At 70.3% G+C, this 16531-nt stretch carries 13 protein-coding genes; 7 read left to right on the forward strand and 6 right to left on the reverse strand.

What is annotated here, in order from left to right; genetic code table 11:
* Positions 1 to 217 precede the first annotated feature (217 nt).
* Positions 218 to 1348 (reverse strand): PadR family transcriptional regulator, encoded by a 1131-nt coding sequence (locus KHP12_RS33460; RefSeq protein WP_210609854.1) that lies wholly within the window; start codon positions 1346 to 1348, stop codon positions 218 to 220.
* Positions 1348 to 2211, reverse strand: coding sequence for a DUF4097 family beta strand repeat-containing protein (locus KHP12_RS33465; RefSeq protein WP_086884813.1), 864 nt, complete (start codon positions 2209 to 2211; stop codon positions 1348 to 1350). The genes KHP12_RS33460 and KHP12_RS33465 overlap by 1 nt, the downstream gene beginning before the upstream one ends.
* Positions 2212 to 2590: 379 nt before the next feature.
* Between KHP12_RS33465 and KHP12_RS33470 the strand changes: the two genes are divergently transcribed.
* From KHP12_RS33470 to KHP12_RS33480, 3 genes are all read left to right on the forward strand, one after another.
* Positions 2591 to 5437, forward strand: coding sequence for a non-ribosomal peptide synthetase (locus KHP12_RS33470; RefSeq protein ID WP_211834000.1), 2847 nt, complete (start codon positions 2591 to 2593; stop codon positions 5435 to 5437).
* Between the two features lie 124 nt (positions 5438 to 5561).
* A complete protein-coding gene (locus KHP12_RS33475) occupies positions 5562 to 6485 on the forward strand; it encodes an NAD-dependent epimerase/dehydratase family protein (RefSeq protein WP_211834001.1) in 924 nt (307 codons plus the stop codon).
* Between the two features lie 37 nt (positions 6486 to 6522).
* The gene (locus KHP12_RS33480; protein ID WP_086884810.1) at positions 6523 to 6921 is read left to right on the forward strand and encodes a nuclear transport factor 2 family protein; all 399 of its coding nucleotides are present in this window, start codon (positions 6523 to 6525) and stop codon (positions 6919 to 6921) included.
* Positions 6922 to 7034: 113 nt separating this feature from the next.
* Here the strand turns inward: KHP12_RS33480 and KHP12_RS33485 are convergent, their stop codons facing one another.
* Positions 7035 to 7655 (reverse strand): malonic semialdehyde reductase, encoded by a 621-nt coding sequence (locus KHP12_RS33485; RefSeq protein WP_208653190.1) that lies wholly within the window; start codon positions 7653 to 7655, stop codon positions 7035 to 7037.
* Positions 7656 to 7802: 147 nt separating this feature from the next.
* Between KHP12_RS33485 and KHP12_RS33490 the strand changes: the two genes are divergently transcribed.
* Entirely contained in the window at positions 7803 to 8486 is a 684-nt protein-coding gene (locus tag KHP12_RS33490) for a TetR/AcrR family transcriptional regulator (RefSeq protein WP_086884809.1), read from the forward strand.
* Between the two features lie 39 nt (positions 8487 to 8525).
* A complete protein-coding gene (locus KHP12_RS33495) occupies positions 8526 to 9341 on the forward strand; it encodes an AfsR/SARP family transcriptional regulator (protein WP_037964996.1) in 816 nt (271 codons plus the stop codon).
* 185 nt (positions 9342 to 9526) lie between these two features.
* Here the strand turns inward: KHP12_RS33495 and KHP12_RS33500 are convergent, their stop codons facing one another.
* Positions 9527 to 9709: a DUF6104 family protein gene (locus KHP12_RS33500; RefSeq protein ID WP_037964994.1), complete on the reverse strand. Its 183-nt coding sequence runs from the start codon at positions 9707 to 9709 to the stop codon at positions 9527 to 9529.
* 126 nt (positions 9710 to 9835) lie between these two features.
* On the opposite strand from KHP12_RS33500, the gene KHP12_RS33505 reads away from it, so the two are divergent.
* The gene (locus KHP12_RS33505) at positions 9836 to 10606 is read left to right on the forward strand and encodes an SDR family NAD(P)-dependent oxidoreductase (protein WP_086886379.1); all 771 of its coding nucleotides are present in this window, start codon (positions 9836 to 9838) and stop codon (positions 10604 to 10606) included.
* A gap of 43 nt (positions 10607 to 10649) precedes the next feature.
* A complete protein-coding gene (locus KHP12_RS33510) occupies positions 10650 to 11027 on the forward strand; it encodes a MerR family transcriptional regulator (protein WP_086886378.1) in 378 nt (125 codons plus the stop codon).
* A 188-nt stretch (positions 11028 to 11215) separates the two neighbouring features.
* On the opposite strand, the gene KHP12_RS52975 is transcribed toward KHP12_RS33510, so the two are convergent.
* Both KHP12_RS52975 and KHP12_RS33520 read right to left on the reverse strand, forming a co-directional pair.
* Positions 11216 to 12229: a transposase gene (locus KHP12_RS52975; RefSeq protein ID WP_425574595.1), complete on the reverse strand. Its 1014-nt coding sequence runs from the start codon at positions 12227 to 12229 to the stop codon at positions 11216 to 11218.
* Between the two features lie 314 nt (positions 12230 to 12543).
* Complete coding sequence (locus KHP12_RS33520) at positions 12544 to 16404, reverse strand: multifunctional oxoglutarate decarboxylase/oxoglutarate dehydrogenase thiamine pyrophosphate-binding subunit/dihydrolipoyllysine-residue succinyltransferase subunit (protein ID WP_210609856.1); 3861 nt, start codon at positions 16402 to 16404, stop codon at positions 12544 to 12546.
* Positions 16405 to 16531 lie beyond the last annotated feature (127 nt).

Below are 16531 nucleotides of genomic sequence, written 5' to 3' on the forward strand. Positions count from 1 at the left end.
CGGGCCCCGGATCCCGGACCCCAGGGCGGGGAGCGGAGCAGCACCGTCCCGGGCGGCGCGATCTGCCGGATATCCCTGGGCGCGGGTAGCCACTGCCCCCGGCATCGGTGTGCGGCTTCGCCCCAGACGCCGGGGTCTGGGGCGGAGCCCCAGTTTCGGGAAGGGGCGGGTAGGGGAACAGCCCGCCGCAGGCGTCACCCCAACCCGGACAGCAGCCCTACGCCCGCTTCCCCCGCAGCAGCGCCGTGATCCGCGCCGCGGCCGCCCCCAGGTGGTGGCGGGCCTCGGCCAGCTGGGCGTCCGTCACCCCGTGGTCGCGGGCCGCGTCGCGGACGTCGTCCCGGAACCGATCGAGCAGCCGCTCCAGATCGCGGGCGGGGGCGCCGGAGGGGGTGAAGTCCCCGGCCCACTCGGGCTCCCGCACCCCAGTCGCGCCACCGCCGCCACCGCCCCCGCCCCCGGCGCTCGGCTTCTCCTGCCCGCCGCCGCCCCCGGCGCTCGGCTTCTCCTCCCCGCCACCGCCCTCCGGCTCCGGCTTCGTCACGTCCACCCGCTCCACCGTGACATCCGGCCCGGACGCCTCCTCGTCCCAGCCCCAGCCCCAGTCCGAGCGCGAGGTGCCCGGCCGGGAGATCCGGCCCATACCGCGTGACACCTCGGCCAGCCCCTCGCGCACCGCCCGCTGCCAGTCGCCCGCCCGGATGTGCTCCTGCGTCTGCTCCTGGACCCGCCGGGCGATCCGCTGGACCTCCTCGCGCGCGAAGTCCTGCGCGTCCCTGGCCTGCTTACGGGCGCGCTGGGCGTCCTGCCGGGCCCGCCGGCTCTCCTCCTTGGCCCGGCGCGCCTGCTCCTTCCACTCCTCCTTCGCGCGCCGCATCTCCTCCTTCGCCTGCCGCCAGGTCTCCTTGTCGCCCCACGCCCCCTCCCACGGGGCCTGCTTGTCCTGGGCGCCGCCGGAGGCGCGGGCCTGCTGGGCCGCCTCGCGCATCTCGCGCCGCAGATCGCTCGCGGAGCCGCGGACGTCCTCCCGGATCTCGGCGGCGAGTTCGGCGACCGACTCGCGGATCTCCAGCTCCAGATCGGCCAGCTCACCGCTGCGGTCGGCCAGTTCGGCGCGCCCGGCGTCGGTGATGGAGTAGACCTTGCGGCCGCCCTCGGTGGTGTGGGTGACCAGCCCCTCGGCCTCCAGCTTGGCCAGCCGCGGATAGACGGTGCCGGCCGAGGGCGCGTACAGCCCCTGGAACCGCTCCTCCAGCAGCCGGATGACCTCATAGCCGTGGCGCGGCGCCTCGTCGAGCAGCTTGAGCAGATACAGGCGCAGTCGGCCGTGGGCGAATACGGGGGGCATCAGAGGACCTTTCCCTGGGTGCCGTCGGTGGTGTCCGTGTCCGTGTCGTCCTCGGACGGCGGACGGCGCAGCAGCGCGATGGCGCCCGAGACGGTGGTGGCCTTCAGGCTGCCATTGCCCGTGCCGAGCCGGCCGGTGATCCTCTTGGCGCCCCACTGGCCGGTGACCCGCAGATCGTCGAAGCCGTTGGAGACCGAGCCGCTGGCCGTGTTGGCCTCCACCTCCGCGTCGGCGGGGTGCGGCAGCCGGATGGCGATCTCACCGGAGACGGTGGTGAGGCAGATGTCGGAGCACTTGGGGGCGGGCGCCAGGTCGAGCACCATGTCGCCACTGACCGACTCGGCCCGTACGGAGGGCCCGGAGCCCTCGATCACGGTGAGGTCGCCGGAGACGGAGTGGAACCGCAGATCGCCGGTGACGGCCTGGGCCTCGACCCGGCCGGATACGGTGTCGGCCTGGACCGGTCCGGTCAGCCCGAGCAGGGTGAAGTCGCCGGAGACACCGTGCAGCTCGGCACGGCCGGACAGCCCGGAGACCACGGCGGAGCCCCCGACCACGCCGACGGTGGCGCTGGTGCCGACGGGCACGGTGAGGGTCACATGGGCGGTGCGGGTGTAGTGCCCGAGCCACTTGCGGAAGCCCTTCCGGGGAAGGTCGTCATAGCCGACGCTCAGAGTTCCGTCGATGTGGGTGACCTTCAGCGGCGGGCCGTCGATCTCGGAGACCTCGAGGCGGGCGGGGCCGGGGGCGGCGCCGACCACATTGACCGTGCCGCCCGCGATCTGGACGTCGAGCGCGGACACCGGGTCGTCGAGGGTGAGCTTCTGTGGCGCGTTGATCGACCACTGTGATCGGGCTGACATCCCTGGCCTCCCCTGGCTGGACGTGCGACGCGCCATCTGGACGCAACATATCGTGTCTCCTGCACAACACGATATATCGCGGACAGGCGGAGTCAAGCCCGGTCCGCCCCTGATACGTCCCGGGCCCGCCCCCGGCTCGTCCCTGATCCATCCCCGGCCCGGCCCCGCATCCGTGCACAAACGCACGAGGGTGCTGGAAGATGCATGGCGCAGTCATCGTTTCTCTGTGGGCTGAATCGCACTTTTTGAAGAAACTCCTCCGGACTGAGAATTTCCGCTAGAGCCTCGCTAGAGTCCTGGTAGAGCATCATGGAGACATATGTTCGGGACTGTTACCTTCGTGGCCTCAGAATCGGGAAGGAAGAGGGGCCGTGGGGGAATGACGTCACAACCCTTGAATACCTCGGTACCACAGCAGGACGCGGAGCCGAACTCGGTTGCCCGGCTGTTGTTCAGGGCGGCGCGCGACCATGCCCATTCGGGGGTGTGCTATCTGGTCGGCCCCACCGCGAGTGAATCCGTGCGGCAGTCTTATCCGGAACTTCTGGAATCGGCGCTCGGGCTTCTCTCCGCACTCCGCGACCGGGGATTGCGGCCGCAGGACAAGGTGGCCCTGCTGCTGGACCGGCAGCCGGAGTTCCTGACGGTCTTCTGGGCCTGTCTGCTGGGCGGCTTCGTGCCCTGCCCGATGGTGCCGATCTCCGGCGACCCGGCCCGCTGGGCGGCCCAACTCACCCACGTCAACGAGCTGTTGGACGGCCCGCTGCTGGTGACCACCGAGGCGACGCGGGCCGAGCTGCCCGAGGTGCCCGGGCTCGCGGTGGCCGTCGTGGAGGAGCTGCGGGCGGCCGAGGACGCCTCCGGAGCGGAGCGCGGACAGCCGCCCGCCGTGCACTCCGCGGCCCCGGACGACCTTGCCCTGCTGGTGCTGACCTCCGGCTCCACCGGGAATTCCAAAGCGGTCATGCTGACCCATGGAAATATTCTGGCGTCGATGGCCGGAAAGGCGGGGAAGCAGCGGCTCACCGCTGCCGACACCACCTTCAACTGGATTTCCTACGACCATGTGGCCGCGCTCCTCGAAGCGCATATGCTGCCGCTGTACGTCGGCGCCGAGCAATTGCATGCGGAAGCCGCGGTCATTCTCGAGGAGCCGCTGCGTTTCCTCCGGATCATATCCCGCCACAAGGTCACGATGACCTTTACGCCGAACTTCCTCCTCGGCCCGCTCAATTCCTCCGTCCATGAGGTGGCGGAGGAGATATCTGAGGGCGGCGAAGGGCTCGATCTCAGCGCGCTGCGCCATATCGTCAGCGGTGGTGAGGCGAATGTCGTCGCGACCGGCGAGGCATTCCTGGCGCATTACGCCCCGTACGGACTGCGGGAGGCCGCGCTCTGGCCCGCCTTCGGCATGACGGAGACCTGCGCGGGCAGCATCTACAACCGCGCGTTCCCGGTCACCGACGCGGGCCAGGAGTTCGCCAACCTCGGCACCCCCGTCGAGGGGCTCCGGATCCGGGTCGCCGACGACGACCACCGGGCGCTGCCCGAAGGCGAGGTCGGCGAGCTTCAGCTCAGTGGCCCGATGATCACCCCCGGCTACTACAACAACGCCGAGGCCACCGAGGAAGCCTTCACCCCCGACGGCTGGTTCCGCAGCGGCGACCTCGGCCGGATCGACGAGGGCAGGCTGACCCTCGTCGGCCGCAGCAAGGACAGCGTCATCGTCAATGGCGTCAACTACTTCAGCCATGAGATAGAGGCCGCGCTGGAGCAGCTCGACGATGTCGCCGGCGGCTATGTCGCGGCGTTCCCGACCCGCCGCCCCGGCAGCGACACCGAACAGCTGGTCATCGCCGTCAGCCCCGAACCGGCGGACGACGACGAGGCCGGGCTGCACCGCATGATCACCGCGGTGCGCTCCACCGTCGTGATGCACTGGGGCTTCCGGCCCTCCCTCATCCTGCCGCTGCCCAAGGACGCGTTCCCCAAGACCAGCCTCGGCAAGACGCTGCGCCGCCGGATGCGCCAGCGCCTGGAGTCCGGCGGGTACGACGACGTCATCGAGCGCGTCGCGGAGCTGACCACCCGCCGGCTCGGCGGCCACACCCCGCCCGAGGGCGAGACCGAGCGGATCCTCGCCGAGATCTACGCCGAGATGTTCGACACCACCGCGGAGCGGATCAGCGCCACCGCCAGCTTCTTCGACCTGGGCGGCACCTCGCTGGACATCCTGCGGCTGCGCCGCCAGGTCCACCGGCGGCTGGGGGTCGCGGACCTGCCGGTCATCACGGTGCTCACGGCGCCGTCGGTACGGCAGCTCGCCGCCCGGCTCGACGGCGGCGGCGCGCCCGGCGGCGCGGTCTACGACCCGGTCGTACCGCTCCAGACCGGTGGCGAGAAGACCCCGCTGTTCTGCGTCCACCCCGGCGTCGGCGAGGTCCTGGTCTTCGTCAACCTCGCCAAGTACTTCGTCGGCGACCGGCCGTTCCACGCGCTGCGCGCCCGGGGCTTCAACGAGGGCGAGAAGCCCTTCACCAGCTTCGAGGAGATGGTGGAGTGCTATGTGGAGGCCATCCGCGCCCGCCAGCCGCACGGCCCCTACGCCGTGGCCGGATACTCCTACGGCGGCGCCGTGGCCTTCGAGATCGCCAAGGCGCTCGAGGCCCAGGGCGAGCGGGTCGACTTCGTCGGCAGCTTCAACCTTCCGCCGCACATCAAGTACCGCATGGACGAGCTCGACTTCATCGAGACCGCGACCAACCTCGCCTTCTTCCTCGACCTGATCAACAAGAAGCAGTCGCTCGACCTCCCCGCCGAGCTGCGCCCGCTGTCCCAGGAGGAGCAGCTCGCGCATCTGCTGCGGATCGCCCCGCCGACCCGGCTGGACGAACTCGACCTGGACCTGGCCAAGTTCACCGCCTGGGCGGAGCTGGCCCATGGCCTGACCACCCTGGGCCGCGACTACCACCCCAGCGGCACCACCCGGTCCATGACGGTCTTCTACGCGATCCCGCTGCGCGGCACCAAGGAGGACTGGCTGGCGAACGAGCTGCGCCGGTGGGACGACTACACCACCGAGCCCAACCGGTATGTGGACGTGCCCGGTGAGCACTACACACTGATGGGCCCGCGGCATGTCGCGGTCTTCCAGGCGGTTCTGCGCAGGGAGCTCGACCGTGCGCTGGACGACGCCGACCGGGCCCGGACCGTGGGCCAGTCATAGGCCCGTAAGGGCAGGCACAACGCCCGACAGGGCCCAGGCACAAGGCCCCGAAAGGGTCAGGCACAAGGCCCCGACAGGCCCAGGCACAGGACCCGACAGGGCCAGGCACAAGGAGAAGAGCAGGGTGGAAGGCAAGAAGATCCTGGTCACCGGCGGCACCGGGCAGGTCGCCCGGCCGGTGGCCGAGGCGCTGGCCGAGCGCAACGAGGTGTGGTGCCTGGGCCGGTTCGGCACCCCCGGTGTCGAGAAGGAGCTGAACGACCAGGGGATCACCACATTCCGCTGGGACATGAACGACCCGCGCGAGGCGGCGTACGAGGGGCTGCCCGACGACTTCACCCATGTCTTCCACTCGGCGGTGCGCCGCGGTGAGGACGGCGATGTCAACACGGCCATCGAGGTCAACTCGGTGGCCACCGGCCGGCTGATGTCCCACTGCCGGACGGCGGAGGCGTTCCTCTTCGTCTCCACCGGGGCGCTCTACAAGCGGCAGACCCTCGACCACGCGTACACCGAGGACGACCCCGTGGACGGAGTGGCCGACTGGCTGCCCGCCTACCCGGTGGGCAAGATCGCCGCGGAGGGCGCGGTACGGGCGTTCGCCCAGGTGCTGAACCTGCCGACGACCATCGCCCGGCTCAACATCGCCTACGGCCCCGGCGGCTACGGCGGGGTGCCGATGCTCTACTTCAAGCGGATGCTCGCGGGCGAGCCGATACCGGTGCCCATGGAGGGCCAGAACTGGTGCTCCCTCCTCCACACCGACGATCTCATCGCCCACGTCCCCCATCTGTGGCAGGCCGCGTCGACCCCGGCCACGCTGGTCAACTGGGGCGGGGACGAGGCGGTCGGGATGACCGACTGCGTGCGCCATCTGGAGGAGCTCACCGGGGTCACCGCCCGGCTCGTCCCGAGCGAGGTCACCCGGGAGACATACCAATTCGACCCCACGAAGCGGCGGGAGATCACCGGCCCCTGCCGGGTGCCGTGGCGCGAGGGCGTACGGCGCACGCTCCAGGCGCTCCACCCCGAGCACCTTCCGTCTTGAGCCGCGGCACACCGCCGTCTGAGGAGTGGCCACCACCATGGCATCACCGAACATCGAGGCCATCCAGGCCTGCTACGCGGGTTTCCGCGACCGTGACATCGAGGGGATCCTCTCGGGCATGCACCCCGATGTGGAGTGGGTGCATCCGGAGGGGATGGCCAAGTACGGGCTCGGCGGCACCAAGCTGGGCCATGCGGGCATCAAGGAGTTCCTCGCCCGGGTGCCGACCGTGCTGGGCGGGATGAGGCTCGCGCCGAAGGAGTTCATCGAACAGGGCGACCGGGTCGTGGTGTTCGGCACCCGCGAGGTGACCTCGCTGAGCGGGAGGACCGTGACGCTGGACTTCGTCCACTCGTGGACGATGCGGGACGGCAGGGCGACGAGGATGGAGGACATCTTCGACACGGTGGCGTTCCATGAACTGATCGAGAGCTGAGCGAAACCGACAAGCCCCTCCAGCTCATACAGCTCATACAGCCGTCCGCTCCCGCGCCGAGAAGGCACGGGAGCGGACGGCCGTTCTTCCGGAAGATCTCAGACCCTACGGACTCAGACCGTACGGAAGACCTCCTCGTACTCCAGGCGCGGCAGCCGCCCCATCCAGGCGTCCGGACCCGGCTTGCCGATGTTGACCACACAGACCGCGGCGTGCCGCCCGTCCTCGAAGAACTCCTTGGAGACGGCCGCGTGGTCGAAGCCGATCATGGGCCCGGCGGCGAGCCCCGCGGCGCGCACACCCAGGATGAAGTAGCCCACCTGGATCGCGGTGTTGAACCGCGCCGACCCCTCCCGGGCCTCGGGGTCGGCGAAGATCGCCTGCGGGTTCTCCATGAACGGCACCAGCCGCGGCAGCTCCTCATGGAAGTCCAGGTCCGCGGCGAGCACCGCCACCAGCGGGGCCTTGGCCGTCTTCTCCTGGTTCCGCCCCGTCATATGCGCCACCAGCCGGGCGCGCGCCTCCTCCGAGCGCACCAGCACCACCCGCAGCGGCTGCTGGTTCAGCGAGGTGGGGGCGTACTTGACCAGTTCGTGGATCGCGCGGACCTGTTCGTCCGTCACCGGCTCATCGGTGAAGGTGTTGGCCGTACGGGCCTCCAGGAACAGCTGCCGCTGCGCCTCCGGCGCCAGGGTGAGAGGGCGCAGGGCCTCGCTGTTCTCCGGTGCGCTCATGGAGCTCTCCTTGTGAAGCGATGGTGAAACGACGTGATCCGCCGATGAATTAATTGGACTAGACGGGCTAGTCCATTGCGGTAAACGAAGGCTAGACTCACAAGTCCATCGAGGGCAAGACCGGCTTGGGGCGAGGAGGTTGGGCCGTTGCGGACGGACAGCGGTCCCCGGCGCGGCGCGGCGGGACGGCCCGTGGGCCCCCAGCCCGCCAAGCGGCAGGCGATATTGGAGGCGGCGGTGGCCGTCTTCCTGCGCGAGGGGTACGACCGGGCGAGCGTGGACGTCATCGCGGACGAGGCCCGCGTGTCCAAACAGACCGTCTACAACCACTTCGGCGACAAGGAGCGGCTGTTCATCGCCGCCGTCGAGGAGGAGCGGGAGCGGGTGGCGGCCGGTTTCGCCGCCGGTTCCCCGTACACCCTCGGGCCGGACGGCGCCGGGCCACCCGAGGCGTACGACTCCGGCGACGCCCGCACCGCGCTGCTCGCCTTCGGCCACCGGGTGCTCGCCGTACTGCTCGACGCGCGGGCCTCCGCGCTGCGCCGCCTGGTCATCGCCGAGGTCGCCCGCCACCCCTCGCTGCGCCCCGCGTGTGCGGAGGGGGAGCCCCAGCAGCTGGTGAAGTACCTCGCCGAGATGCTCGGCCGGCGCACCGGCAGCGGTGAGCTGAGCGTGCCGGATCCGGCCACCGCGGCCCGCCAGTTCGTGGCCCTGATCATCCAACAGGGGCTCTACCAGTCGATGTACGGCACCCGCCCGCTCGCCGAGGACGAGGCCACGGCCGTCTGCGAGAGCGCCGCCGATCTGCTCGTCCGTGCGTACGGCCCATGAAGCCGTACCGCCCATGAAGCCCGAAGAGAGGTGCCACCCATGCGGGTGAGCGTGCTCGGACCGCTGACACTCGGCCTCGGCGCCCGGTCCGGAGTGCCCAGCGCGATGAAGCCGCGCAAGGTGCTGTCCCTGCTGCTGCTCAACGCGGGCCGGATGGTGCCGGTGCAGTCGCTGATGGCCGAGCTGTGGGGCGATCAGCCGCCGCGCACCGGGCTGACCACGCTCCAGACGTACATCCTGCATCTGCGCAAGCTGCTCGCCGAGGGGCTGGGGATGTCGTCGGCCGCCGTCACCCGGGATGTGCTCCAGACCCGGCCCGGGGGGTACGCCATGGTGGTGAGCCCGGGGGAGCTCGACGTCCATGAGTACCGCGACCTCGTCGCCGAGGGCGAGGGCGCGCTGGAGGCCGGCGACGAGCGGACGGCGGACACCTCCTTCCGGCGGGCGCTGGCCCTCTGGCAGGGCCCGGCCCTGGTCGACGTCACCCCGCACGGGCGGCCGCTTCAGGCGGAGGTCGCCCGGCTGGAGCAGTCCCGGCTCACGGTCACCGAGCGCGGCATCGAGACCCGGCTGCGGCTCGGCGGCCATCTGGAGGTGCTGAGCGACCTCGCCTCGCTGGTCGTGGAGCACCGCTTCCACGAGGGCCTGCACGGTCAGTACATGCTTGCCCTCCACCGCTCCGGCCAGCGCACCCGCGCCCTGACGGTCTACCAGCGGCTGCGGATGGCGATGACGGAGGAGCTGGGGCTCGAGCCCTCGGCGAAGCTTCAGCGGCTCCAGCAGGCGGTGCTGGTGTCCGATCCCCGGCTGGACCACGAGGCGGGGACGGCGGGGCGGGGGCCGGTGGTGGCGTGAGGGGTGGCCGGGGCCGCGCAGCGCTGTGGAACGCGCGGCCCTCGGAGACTGTAGCCCTGAGACGACGCGGCCCTCAGGGGCCGTAGCCCTCAGACGTCGTCGTCCTCAGAGGCCGTAGCCCTCAGACGACGTAGCCCTCAGACGTCGTCGTCCTCAGAGGCCGTAGCCCTCAGACGACGTAGCCCTCAGACGTCGTCGTCCTCCTCGTCGAGCCGGGCCAGCCAGGTCGCCAGCCGCTCCACCGGGACCTCGAAGTCCGGGTTCAGGTCGACGAACGCCCGCAGCTGCTCGGCGAGCCACTCGAAGGTGACCTCCTCATCGCCGCGTCGCTGCTCCAGCTCCTCGATACCGCGATCGGTGAAGTACAAGGGTCGCTCCGGAAGGGGTGGTGTGGATCTACCCGCCCAGGATATGCGGCCCCGCACTCCGGTGAGCGACCCGAGGGGCGCCGGGGTTGACGTTGACGCGGGCGTCAATGTTTAGGGTGCATCGACATGACCGACATGACAGCAGCGCACTTTTCCGGCAGAGCAGTGATCGTCACCGGCGGGGGCACGGGGATCGGGCGGGTCACCGCCCGGACCTTCGCCGAGCAGGGCGCCCAGGTCCTGGTGGTCGGCCGTACGGCGGCCCGGCTCGCCGAGACGGCCGCCGATGCCCCGGGCATCCGGCCGCTGGTGGCCGACGTCTCGGCCCCCGGCGCCGCCGAGTTGATCGTGAACACCGCGATGGAGGCGTTCGGCCGTATCGATGTGCTGGTCAACAACGCCGCCGTGGTCCGGCAGACGCCGCTCGGGGACATCCGGCGGGAGGCCGCCGAGGAGATGCTGGCCGTCAATCTGCTCGCCCCGATGTACCTCACCCAGGCCGCCCTCCCGCAGCTGAGCGAGAGCGCGGGTGTCGTGATCAACGTCAGCACGGCCATCGGCCAGCGTGGCTGGCCGATGGCCGGCGCGGAGCTGTACGCCGCGCTGAAGGCCGCCCTGGACACGCTGACGCGCAGCTGGGCCGTCCAACTCGCGCCGCGCGGGGTGCGCGTGGCCGCTGTGGCCCCCGGCCCCATCGCCACCGGGATCGGGCACCACCAGGGGCTCGACGCCGAGCAGGTCGCCGCCCTGCGGAAGACCCTGATCGAGCATGTGCCGCTGGGACGGCTCGGCCGGGCGGAGGAGGTCGCCTTCTGGATCACGCAGCTCGCGCGGCCGGAGGCGGCCTACACCACGGGGGTCGTACTACCGGTGGACGGCGGGGCGCTGGTCGGCTAGGCGCGAGCCGTCGGGCGCCCTGTCCGCCGGTAGTCTCGCGGCCATGCGGATAGGGGAGTTGGCGAAGGCCACCGGTGCCACGACCAGGGCCTTGCGCTTCTACGAGGAGCGAGGGCTGCTGAGCTCCGCACGGGCGGGCAACGGCTACCGGGTCTACGACGAGCGGGCGGTCCGGCGGGTGGCCAACATCCGGTATCTGCTCGACGCCGGGCTCACGCTCGAGGACATCGAGCACTTCGGCGCCTGCCTGGACGGCGACCTGCCGAGCAGCCGGCCCGCCGAGGCCATGCTGGACATCGCGCGTCGCCGCCTGAGCGTGCTGGACGACCGGATCGACACCCTCACGCGGGTGCGCGACGAGCTCGCCGGGCGGCTGGCCGCCGCCTCCGGCGGCCGGATCGCGGTCAGTCCGTCCGGCTGAGCAGCCAGGACACCAGCGCCCGGACGGCGCCGCCGAGCGCGGCGGCGGCGAGGGTGAGAAGGGCGGGACGGCGGCGGTTCGGCATCTTTGACCTGCTTTCGTCACCTTCTCGGCCGTGAACGGCCAAGCTTGTACGCTCGGTCGTTCGCACCTCGTCGCGCTCCCGACTGTCCCCTACGACAGGACGGTCACGGGTCGCATCCACCCAGCCCCCGGCTAATGTCAGAGGGAAGGTGCGGGTGCGGTGACAAACACCCACGCCGAGCGTGCGCGATCGCGTACGTTGACCCCGGCGACGACATCGGCTGGGCCAGCGAGCCCGCACCGACGACAGCGAAAATGATCCCGGGCGGGCCGGTTGGTCCGCCCGGTATGCCCGCAGCGCGGACAGCGCTGTGAAGTGTGGGCCGCGTCCACCTCAATTTACGGCGGGCAAGGCGCCGCCGGGCAGAACGGCTTTTCCTCCTCTGGAGTTCAGCGCGTTTGCGGGCCTGCCAGCGCCGGTAGCGGGACAGGCGACGCCCCTGGTAATTCGTGCCGTCGGATGTGGTGGCGAGGTTCACGATGCCCCGGTCGACTCCGATCCAGTCCACCGGCTCGTACACCTCGGGGTCAGGCAGGTCGCAGGTGGCGATCAGGAACCACTTCCCGCCCCGACGCACCAGGTCGCTCTCGCCCTTGCGATGGGCGACGAGCGTCTTGAGCTGTTCGGACGAGCAGGCGAACCGGATGCCGCGCATCCGCCCGGCCACCGTCCAGATCGACACCGTGCGTGCGTCGTACTGCCAGGACGGGCAGCGATCGTCGAACGGCTGGGCCGCCTCCGGGCGAAAGCCGATGGGAGCGCCGACGGCCTTCCGGTAGCGCTTGGATGTGGTCAGGCCCAGGTTCCCCGCTCTCAGGTTGGCCCTCAGCGTCGCATAGGCGTCGACGACCTTCTTCACAGCCCGCACCGCCGGCTGCGCTGACAGCCCGAACATCGCCTTCAGATCCGTGTACACCTCCTTCTGCGGCCCGTTGCGGTCCTTCGACTCCTTGGCGAAGGCAACTTGCGAGGCGTAGGTCGCGGCCCGGTTACAAGCATGCAGGGTCGCTTCCAGGACCGACGCCTGCTCGGACGTCGGCAGCAGCTTCACCTGCACCACTAGCTTCATGACATCGGACCGTAGTACGACCACCACACACGCGACCGCCACTTCCATGACGATTATCCGTCCCGGTGACCTATGAGACGGTTGTTCGCATTTTCCGGCTCCGTCGGGCAGCCGTGCGGGTGCTCCACGCTCGTGGAAAAGCGGATGGCGCAACGCTCCGCGTTCGCTGGGACGGGGAGCGATTCCCCCGGCGTGAACGCCGGGGCCCAGATAGGGTCTCGCCATCCCCAGGTGATAGCGCCATGGCAGCGGTGCCCCATCTGGCCCTTCGAGCCGCTGCCGGTCTGACGACAGCCCGCATACGCCGGAAGGCCCGGCCCCGCGCGACGCGGGACCGGGCCTTCCGTAATCGGCTGAGGGCCTCAGATCTCGAAGACCTCGGCCACCAGCGCCCCCTGCTCCGACTGGTGCCGCTTGTTCGACCCCACCGCGGGCGAGGACGAGTGCGGGCGGGAGACCCGGACCAGGCGCTCGGCGGCGGGGACGTCCGCGCCGACCGACAGCTCCAGGTGGTCGATCAGGTTGAGCGCGATAAACGGCCAGGCACCCTGGTTCGCCGGTTCCTCCTGCGCCCAGACGAACTTCTCGACGCCCGAGTACTTGGCGATCTCGGCCTGGAGCTCCGCACCCGGCAGCGGGTACAGCCGCTCCAGGCGGATGATCGCCGTGTCGTTCGCACCGCGCTTGTCCCGCTCCGCGGCCAGGTCGTAGTAGACCTTGCCGGAGCAGAAGACCACCTTGCGCACCGCGGCCGGGTCGACCGTCTCGTCGCCGATCACCGGGCGGAACGAGCCGGAGAGGAACTCCTCCGTCTTCGACGCCGCGGCCTTCAGACGCAGCATCGACTTCGGGGTGAAGACGACCAGCGGCTTGTGGTGCGGGTTGTGGACCTGCCAGCGCAGCAGGTGGAAGTAGTTCGACGGCAGCGTCGGCGCGGCGACCGTCATGTTGTTCTGCGCGCACAGCTGGAGGAAGCGCTCGATCCGGGCCGAGGAGTGGTCCGGGCCCTGGCCCTCGTAGCCGTGCGGCAGCAGCAGGGTGACACCAGAGGTCTGGCCCCACTTCTGCTCGGCCGAGGAGATGAACTCGTCGACGATGGTCTGCGCGCCGTTGACGAAGTCACCGAACTGCGCCTCCCACATGACCAGCGCGTTCGGGCGGGCCAGCGAGTAGCCGTACTCGAAGCCCATCGCCGCGTACTCGCTGAGCAGCGAGTCGTAGACGTTGTACCGCGCCTGGTCCTCGGTGAGGTACAGCAGCGGGGTGTAGTCGTCGCCGGTCTCGCGGTCCACCAGCACCGCGTGGCGCTGGCCGAAGGTGCCGCGGCGGGAGTCCTGGCCGGCGAGCCGGACCGGGGTGCCCTCCATCAGCAGCGAGCCGATGGCGAGGGTCTCGCCCATGCCCCAGTCGATCGAGTCGTCCTCGATCATCGCCGCGCGCCGCTGGAGCTGCGGGAACAGCCGCGGGTGGACGGTGATCCGGTCGGGGGTGTTGACCTGGGACTCGGCGATCCGCTTGACGACCTCCTGGGAGACCGCCGTCTGGACCGAGACCGGGAACTCCGCCTGCGGCTCGGGGACCTCGGCCGGGGCCGGGGCCGAGACCGCGTCGCGGACCTCGGTGAAGACCTTCTCCAGCTGGCCCTGGAAGTCCTGGAGCGCCTGCTCGGCCTCTTCCAGGGTGATGTCGCCGCGCCCGATCAGCGACTCGGTGTAGAGCTTGCGCACCGAGCGCTTCTTGTCGATCAGGTCGTACATCAGCGGCTGGGTGAAACCGGGGTTGTCGGTCTCGTTGTGACCGCGGCGGCGGTAGCAGATCAGGTCGATGACCACGTCCTTGTTGAACGCCTGGCGGAACTCGAAGGCGAGCCGCGCGACGCGCACGACGGCCTCCGGGTCGTCGCCGTTGACGTGGAAGATCGGCGCCTCGATCATGCGCGCGACGTCCGTGGCGTACATCGAGGAGCGGGACGCGGCCGGGGCGGCGGTGAAGCCGACCTGGTTGTTGATCACGATGTGCACGGTGCCGCCGGTGCGGTAGCCGCGCAGCTGCGACATGTTCAGCGTCTCGGCCACCACACCCTGGCCCGCGAAGGCCGCGTCGCCGTGGAGGGCGACGGGCAGCACGGTGAAGTCGGTGCCGGCCTTGCCGATGATGTCCTGCTTGGCGCGGACGACGCCCTCCAGGACCGGGTCCACGGCCTCCAGGTGGGAGGGGTTCGCGGCGAGCGAGACCTTGATCTGCTCGCCGTCCAGACCGGTGAAGGTGCCCTCGGCGCCCAGGTGGTACTTGACGTCACCGGAGCCGTGCATGGACTTCGGGTCGAGGTTGCCCTCGAACTCGCGGAAGATCTGCGCGTACGACTTGCCGACGATGTTGGCCAGCACGTTCAGCCGGCCGCGGTGGGCCATGCCGATGACGACCTCGTCAAGACGCGACTCGGCGGCCGCGTCCAGCACCGCGTCCAGCAGCGGGATGACGGACTCGCCGCCCTCCAGGGAGAACCGCTTCTGGCCGACGTACTTGGTCTGGAGGAAGGTCTCGAACGCCTCGGCCGCGTTGAGCCGGCGCAGGATGCGCAGCTGCTCCTCGCGCTCCGGCTTGTCGTGGTTGCGCTCGACGCGGTCCTGGATCCACTTGCGCTGCTTGGGGTCCTGGATGTGCATGAACTCGATGCCGGTGGTGCGGCAGTACGAGTCGCGCAGCACGCCCAGGATGTCGCGCAGCTTCATCATGGACTTGCCCGCGAAGCCGCCGACCGCGAACTCGCGCTCCAGGTCCCACAGGGTGAGCCCGTGCTCGATGATGTCCAGGTCGGGGTGCTTGCGCTGGCGGTACTCCAGCGGGTCGGTGTCGGCCATGACATGGCCGCGGACCCGGTAGGAGTGGATCAGGTCGAAGACCCGCGCGGCCTTGGTGACGTCGTCGTCGTGGCTGACGTCGATGTCCTTGAGCCAGCGGACCGGCTCGTAGGGGATGCGCAGCGCCTTGAAGATCTCGTCGAAGAAGTCGTTCTCGCCGAGCAGCAGCTGGCTCATGACCCGCAGGAACTCGCCGGAGGCGGCGCCCTGGATCACCCGGTGGTCATAGGTGCTGGTCAGCGTCATGACCTTGGAGATGCCCAGCTTGTTCAGGGTGTCCTGGGAGGTGCCCTGGAACTCGGCCGGGTACTCCATGGCGCCGACGCCGATGATCAGGCCCTGGCCGGGCATCAGCCGCGGCACCGAGTGGACGGTGCCGATGCCGCCCGGGTTGGTGAGGGAGGCCGTGACGCCGGTGAAGTCCTCCATCGTCAGCTTGTTCGCGCGGGCGCGGCGGACGATGTCCTCGTACGCCTGCCAGAACTCGAAGAAGTTGAGCGTCTCGGCCTTCTTGATCGCCGCGACCACGAGCTGGCGGTCGCCGTTGGGCTTGACCAGGTCGATGGCGAGGCCGAGGTTGATGTGCTCGGGCTTGACCAGGGTCGGCTTGCCGTCCTTCTCGGTGAACGAGTGGTTCATCGAGGGCATCGCCTTCAGCGCCTGCACCATGGCGTAGCCGATCAGGTGCGTGAAGGACACCTTGCCGCCGCGGGCGCGCTTGAGGTGGTTGTTGATGACGATGCGGTTGTCGAACAGCAGCTTCACCGGGACCGCGCGGACCGAGGTGGCGGTCGGCAGCTCCAGCGACGCGTTCATGTTCTTCGCCACGGCGGCGGACGGGCCGCGCAGCGTGACCAGCTCGGGCCCCGCGGAGGGCGCGGCGGGCTCCTTCTTGGAGACCGTCGGCTCGGCCGGGGTCGGCTTGGCCGGCGCGGGCTTGGCCGGGGCCGCCGGGGCGGCCTTCGCGGCGGGGGGCGCGGGCTGTGCCGCCGCGGGCTGCGCGGCAGCGGGAGCGGCGGGGGCCGCGGCGGCCGGCTTGGCCTCGGCGGGCTTCGCGGCCGGGGCGGCGGGCTTGGCCTCCGCGGGCTTGGCCGGCGCGGGCTTGGCCGGGGCCGCCGGGGCGGCGCTCGCGGCTACTCCCTGTGGTGGCGTGGCCACCGCGGAGCCGGTGTCCTGACCCGGCTTGTAGTCGGCGAAGAAGTCCCACCAGGCTCGGTCGACCGAGTTCGGGTCCTGGAGGTACTGCTGGTAGATCTCGTCGACGAGCCACTCATTGGGGCCGAAGGCAGCGGCAGGGTTACTCCCCTGCCCGTCCTGTTCATCGGTCGAGACGCTCGAGGTGTTGGGGGACTGTGGCGACACGGCGGCAACCGCCCTCTTCCGCTTCCTAAAGGTGGTGGACAGCGGGAATAAAGGCTACGCCCCTTGGACCCTTACGTGCAGGCCGCACTGGTCATCGTCGCGCAAGTCACATTGATCGGCGGGTTTC

The sequence above is a fragment of the Streptomyces asiaticus genome (assembly GCF_018138715.1).
Classification (GTDB): domain Bacteria; phylum Actinomycetota; class Actinomycetes; order Streptomycetales; family Streptomycetaceae; genus Streptomyces; species Streptomyces asiaticus.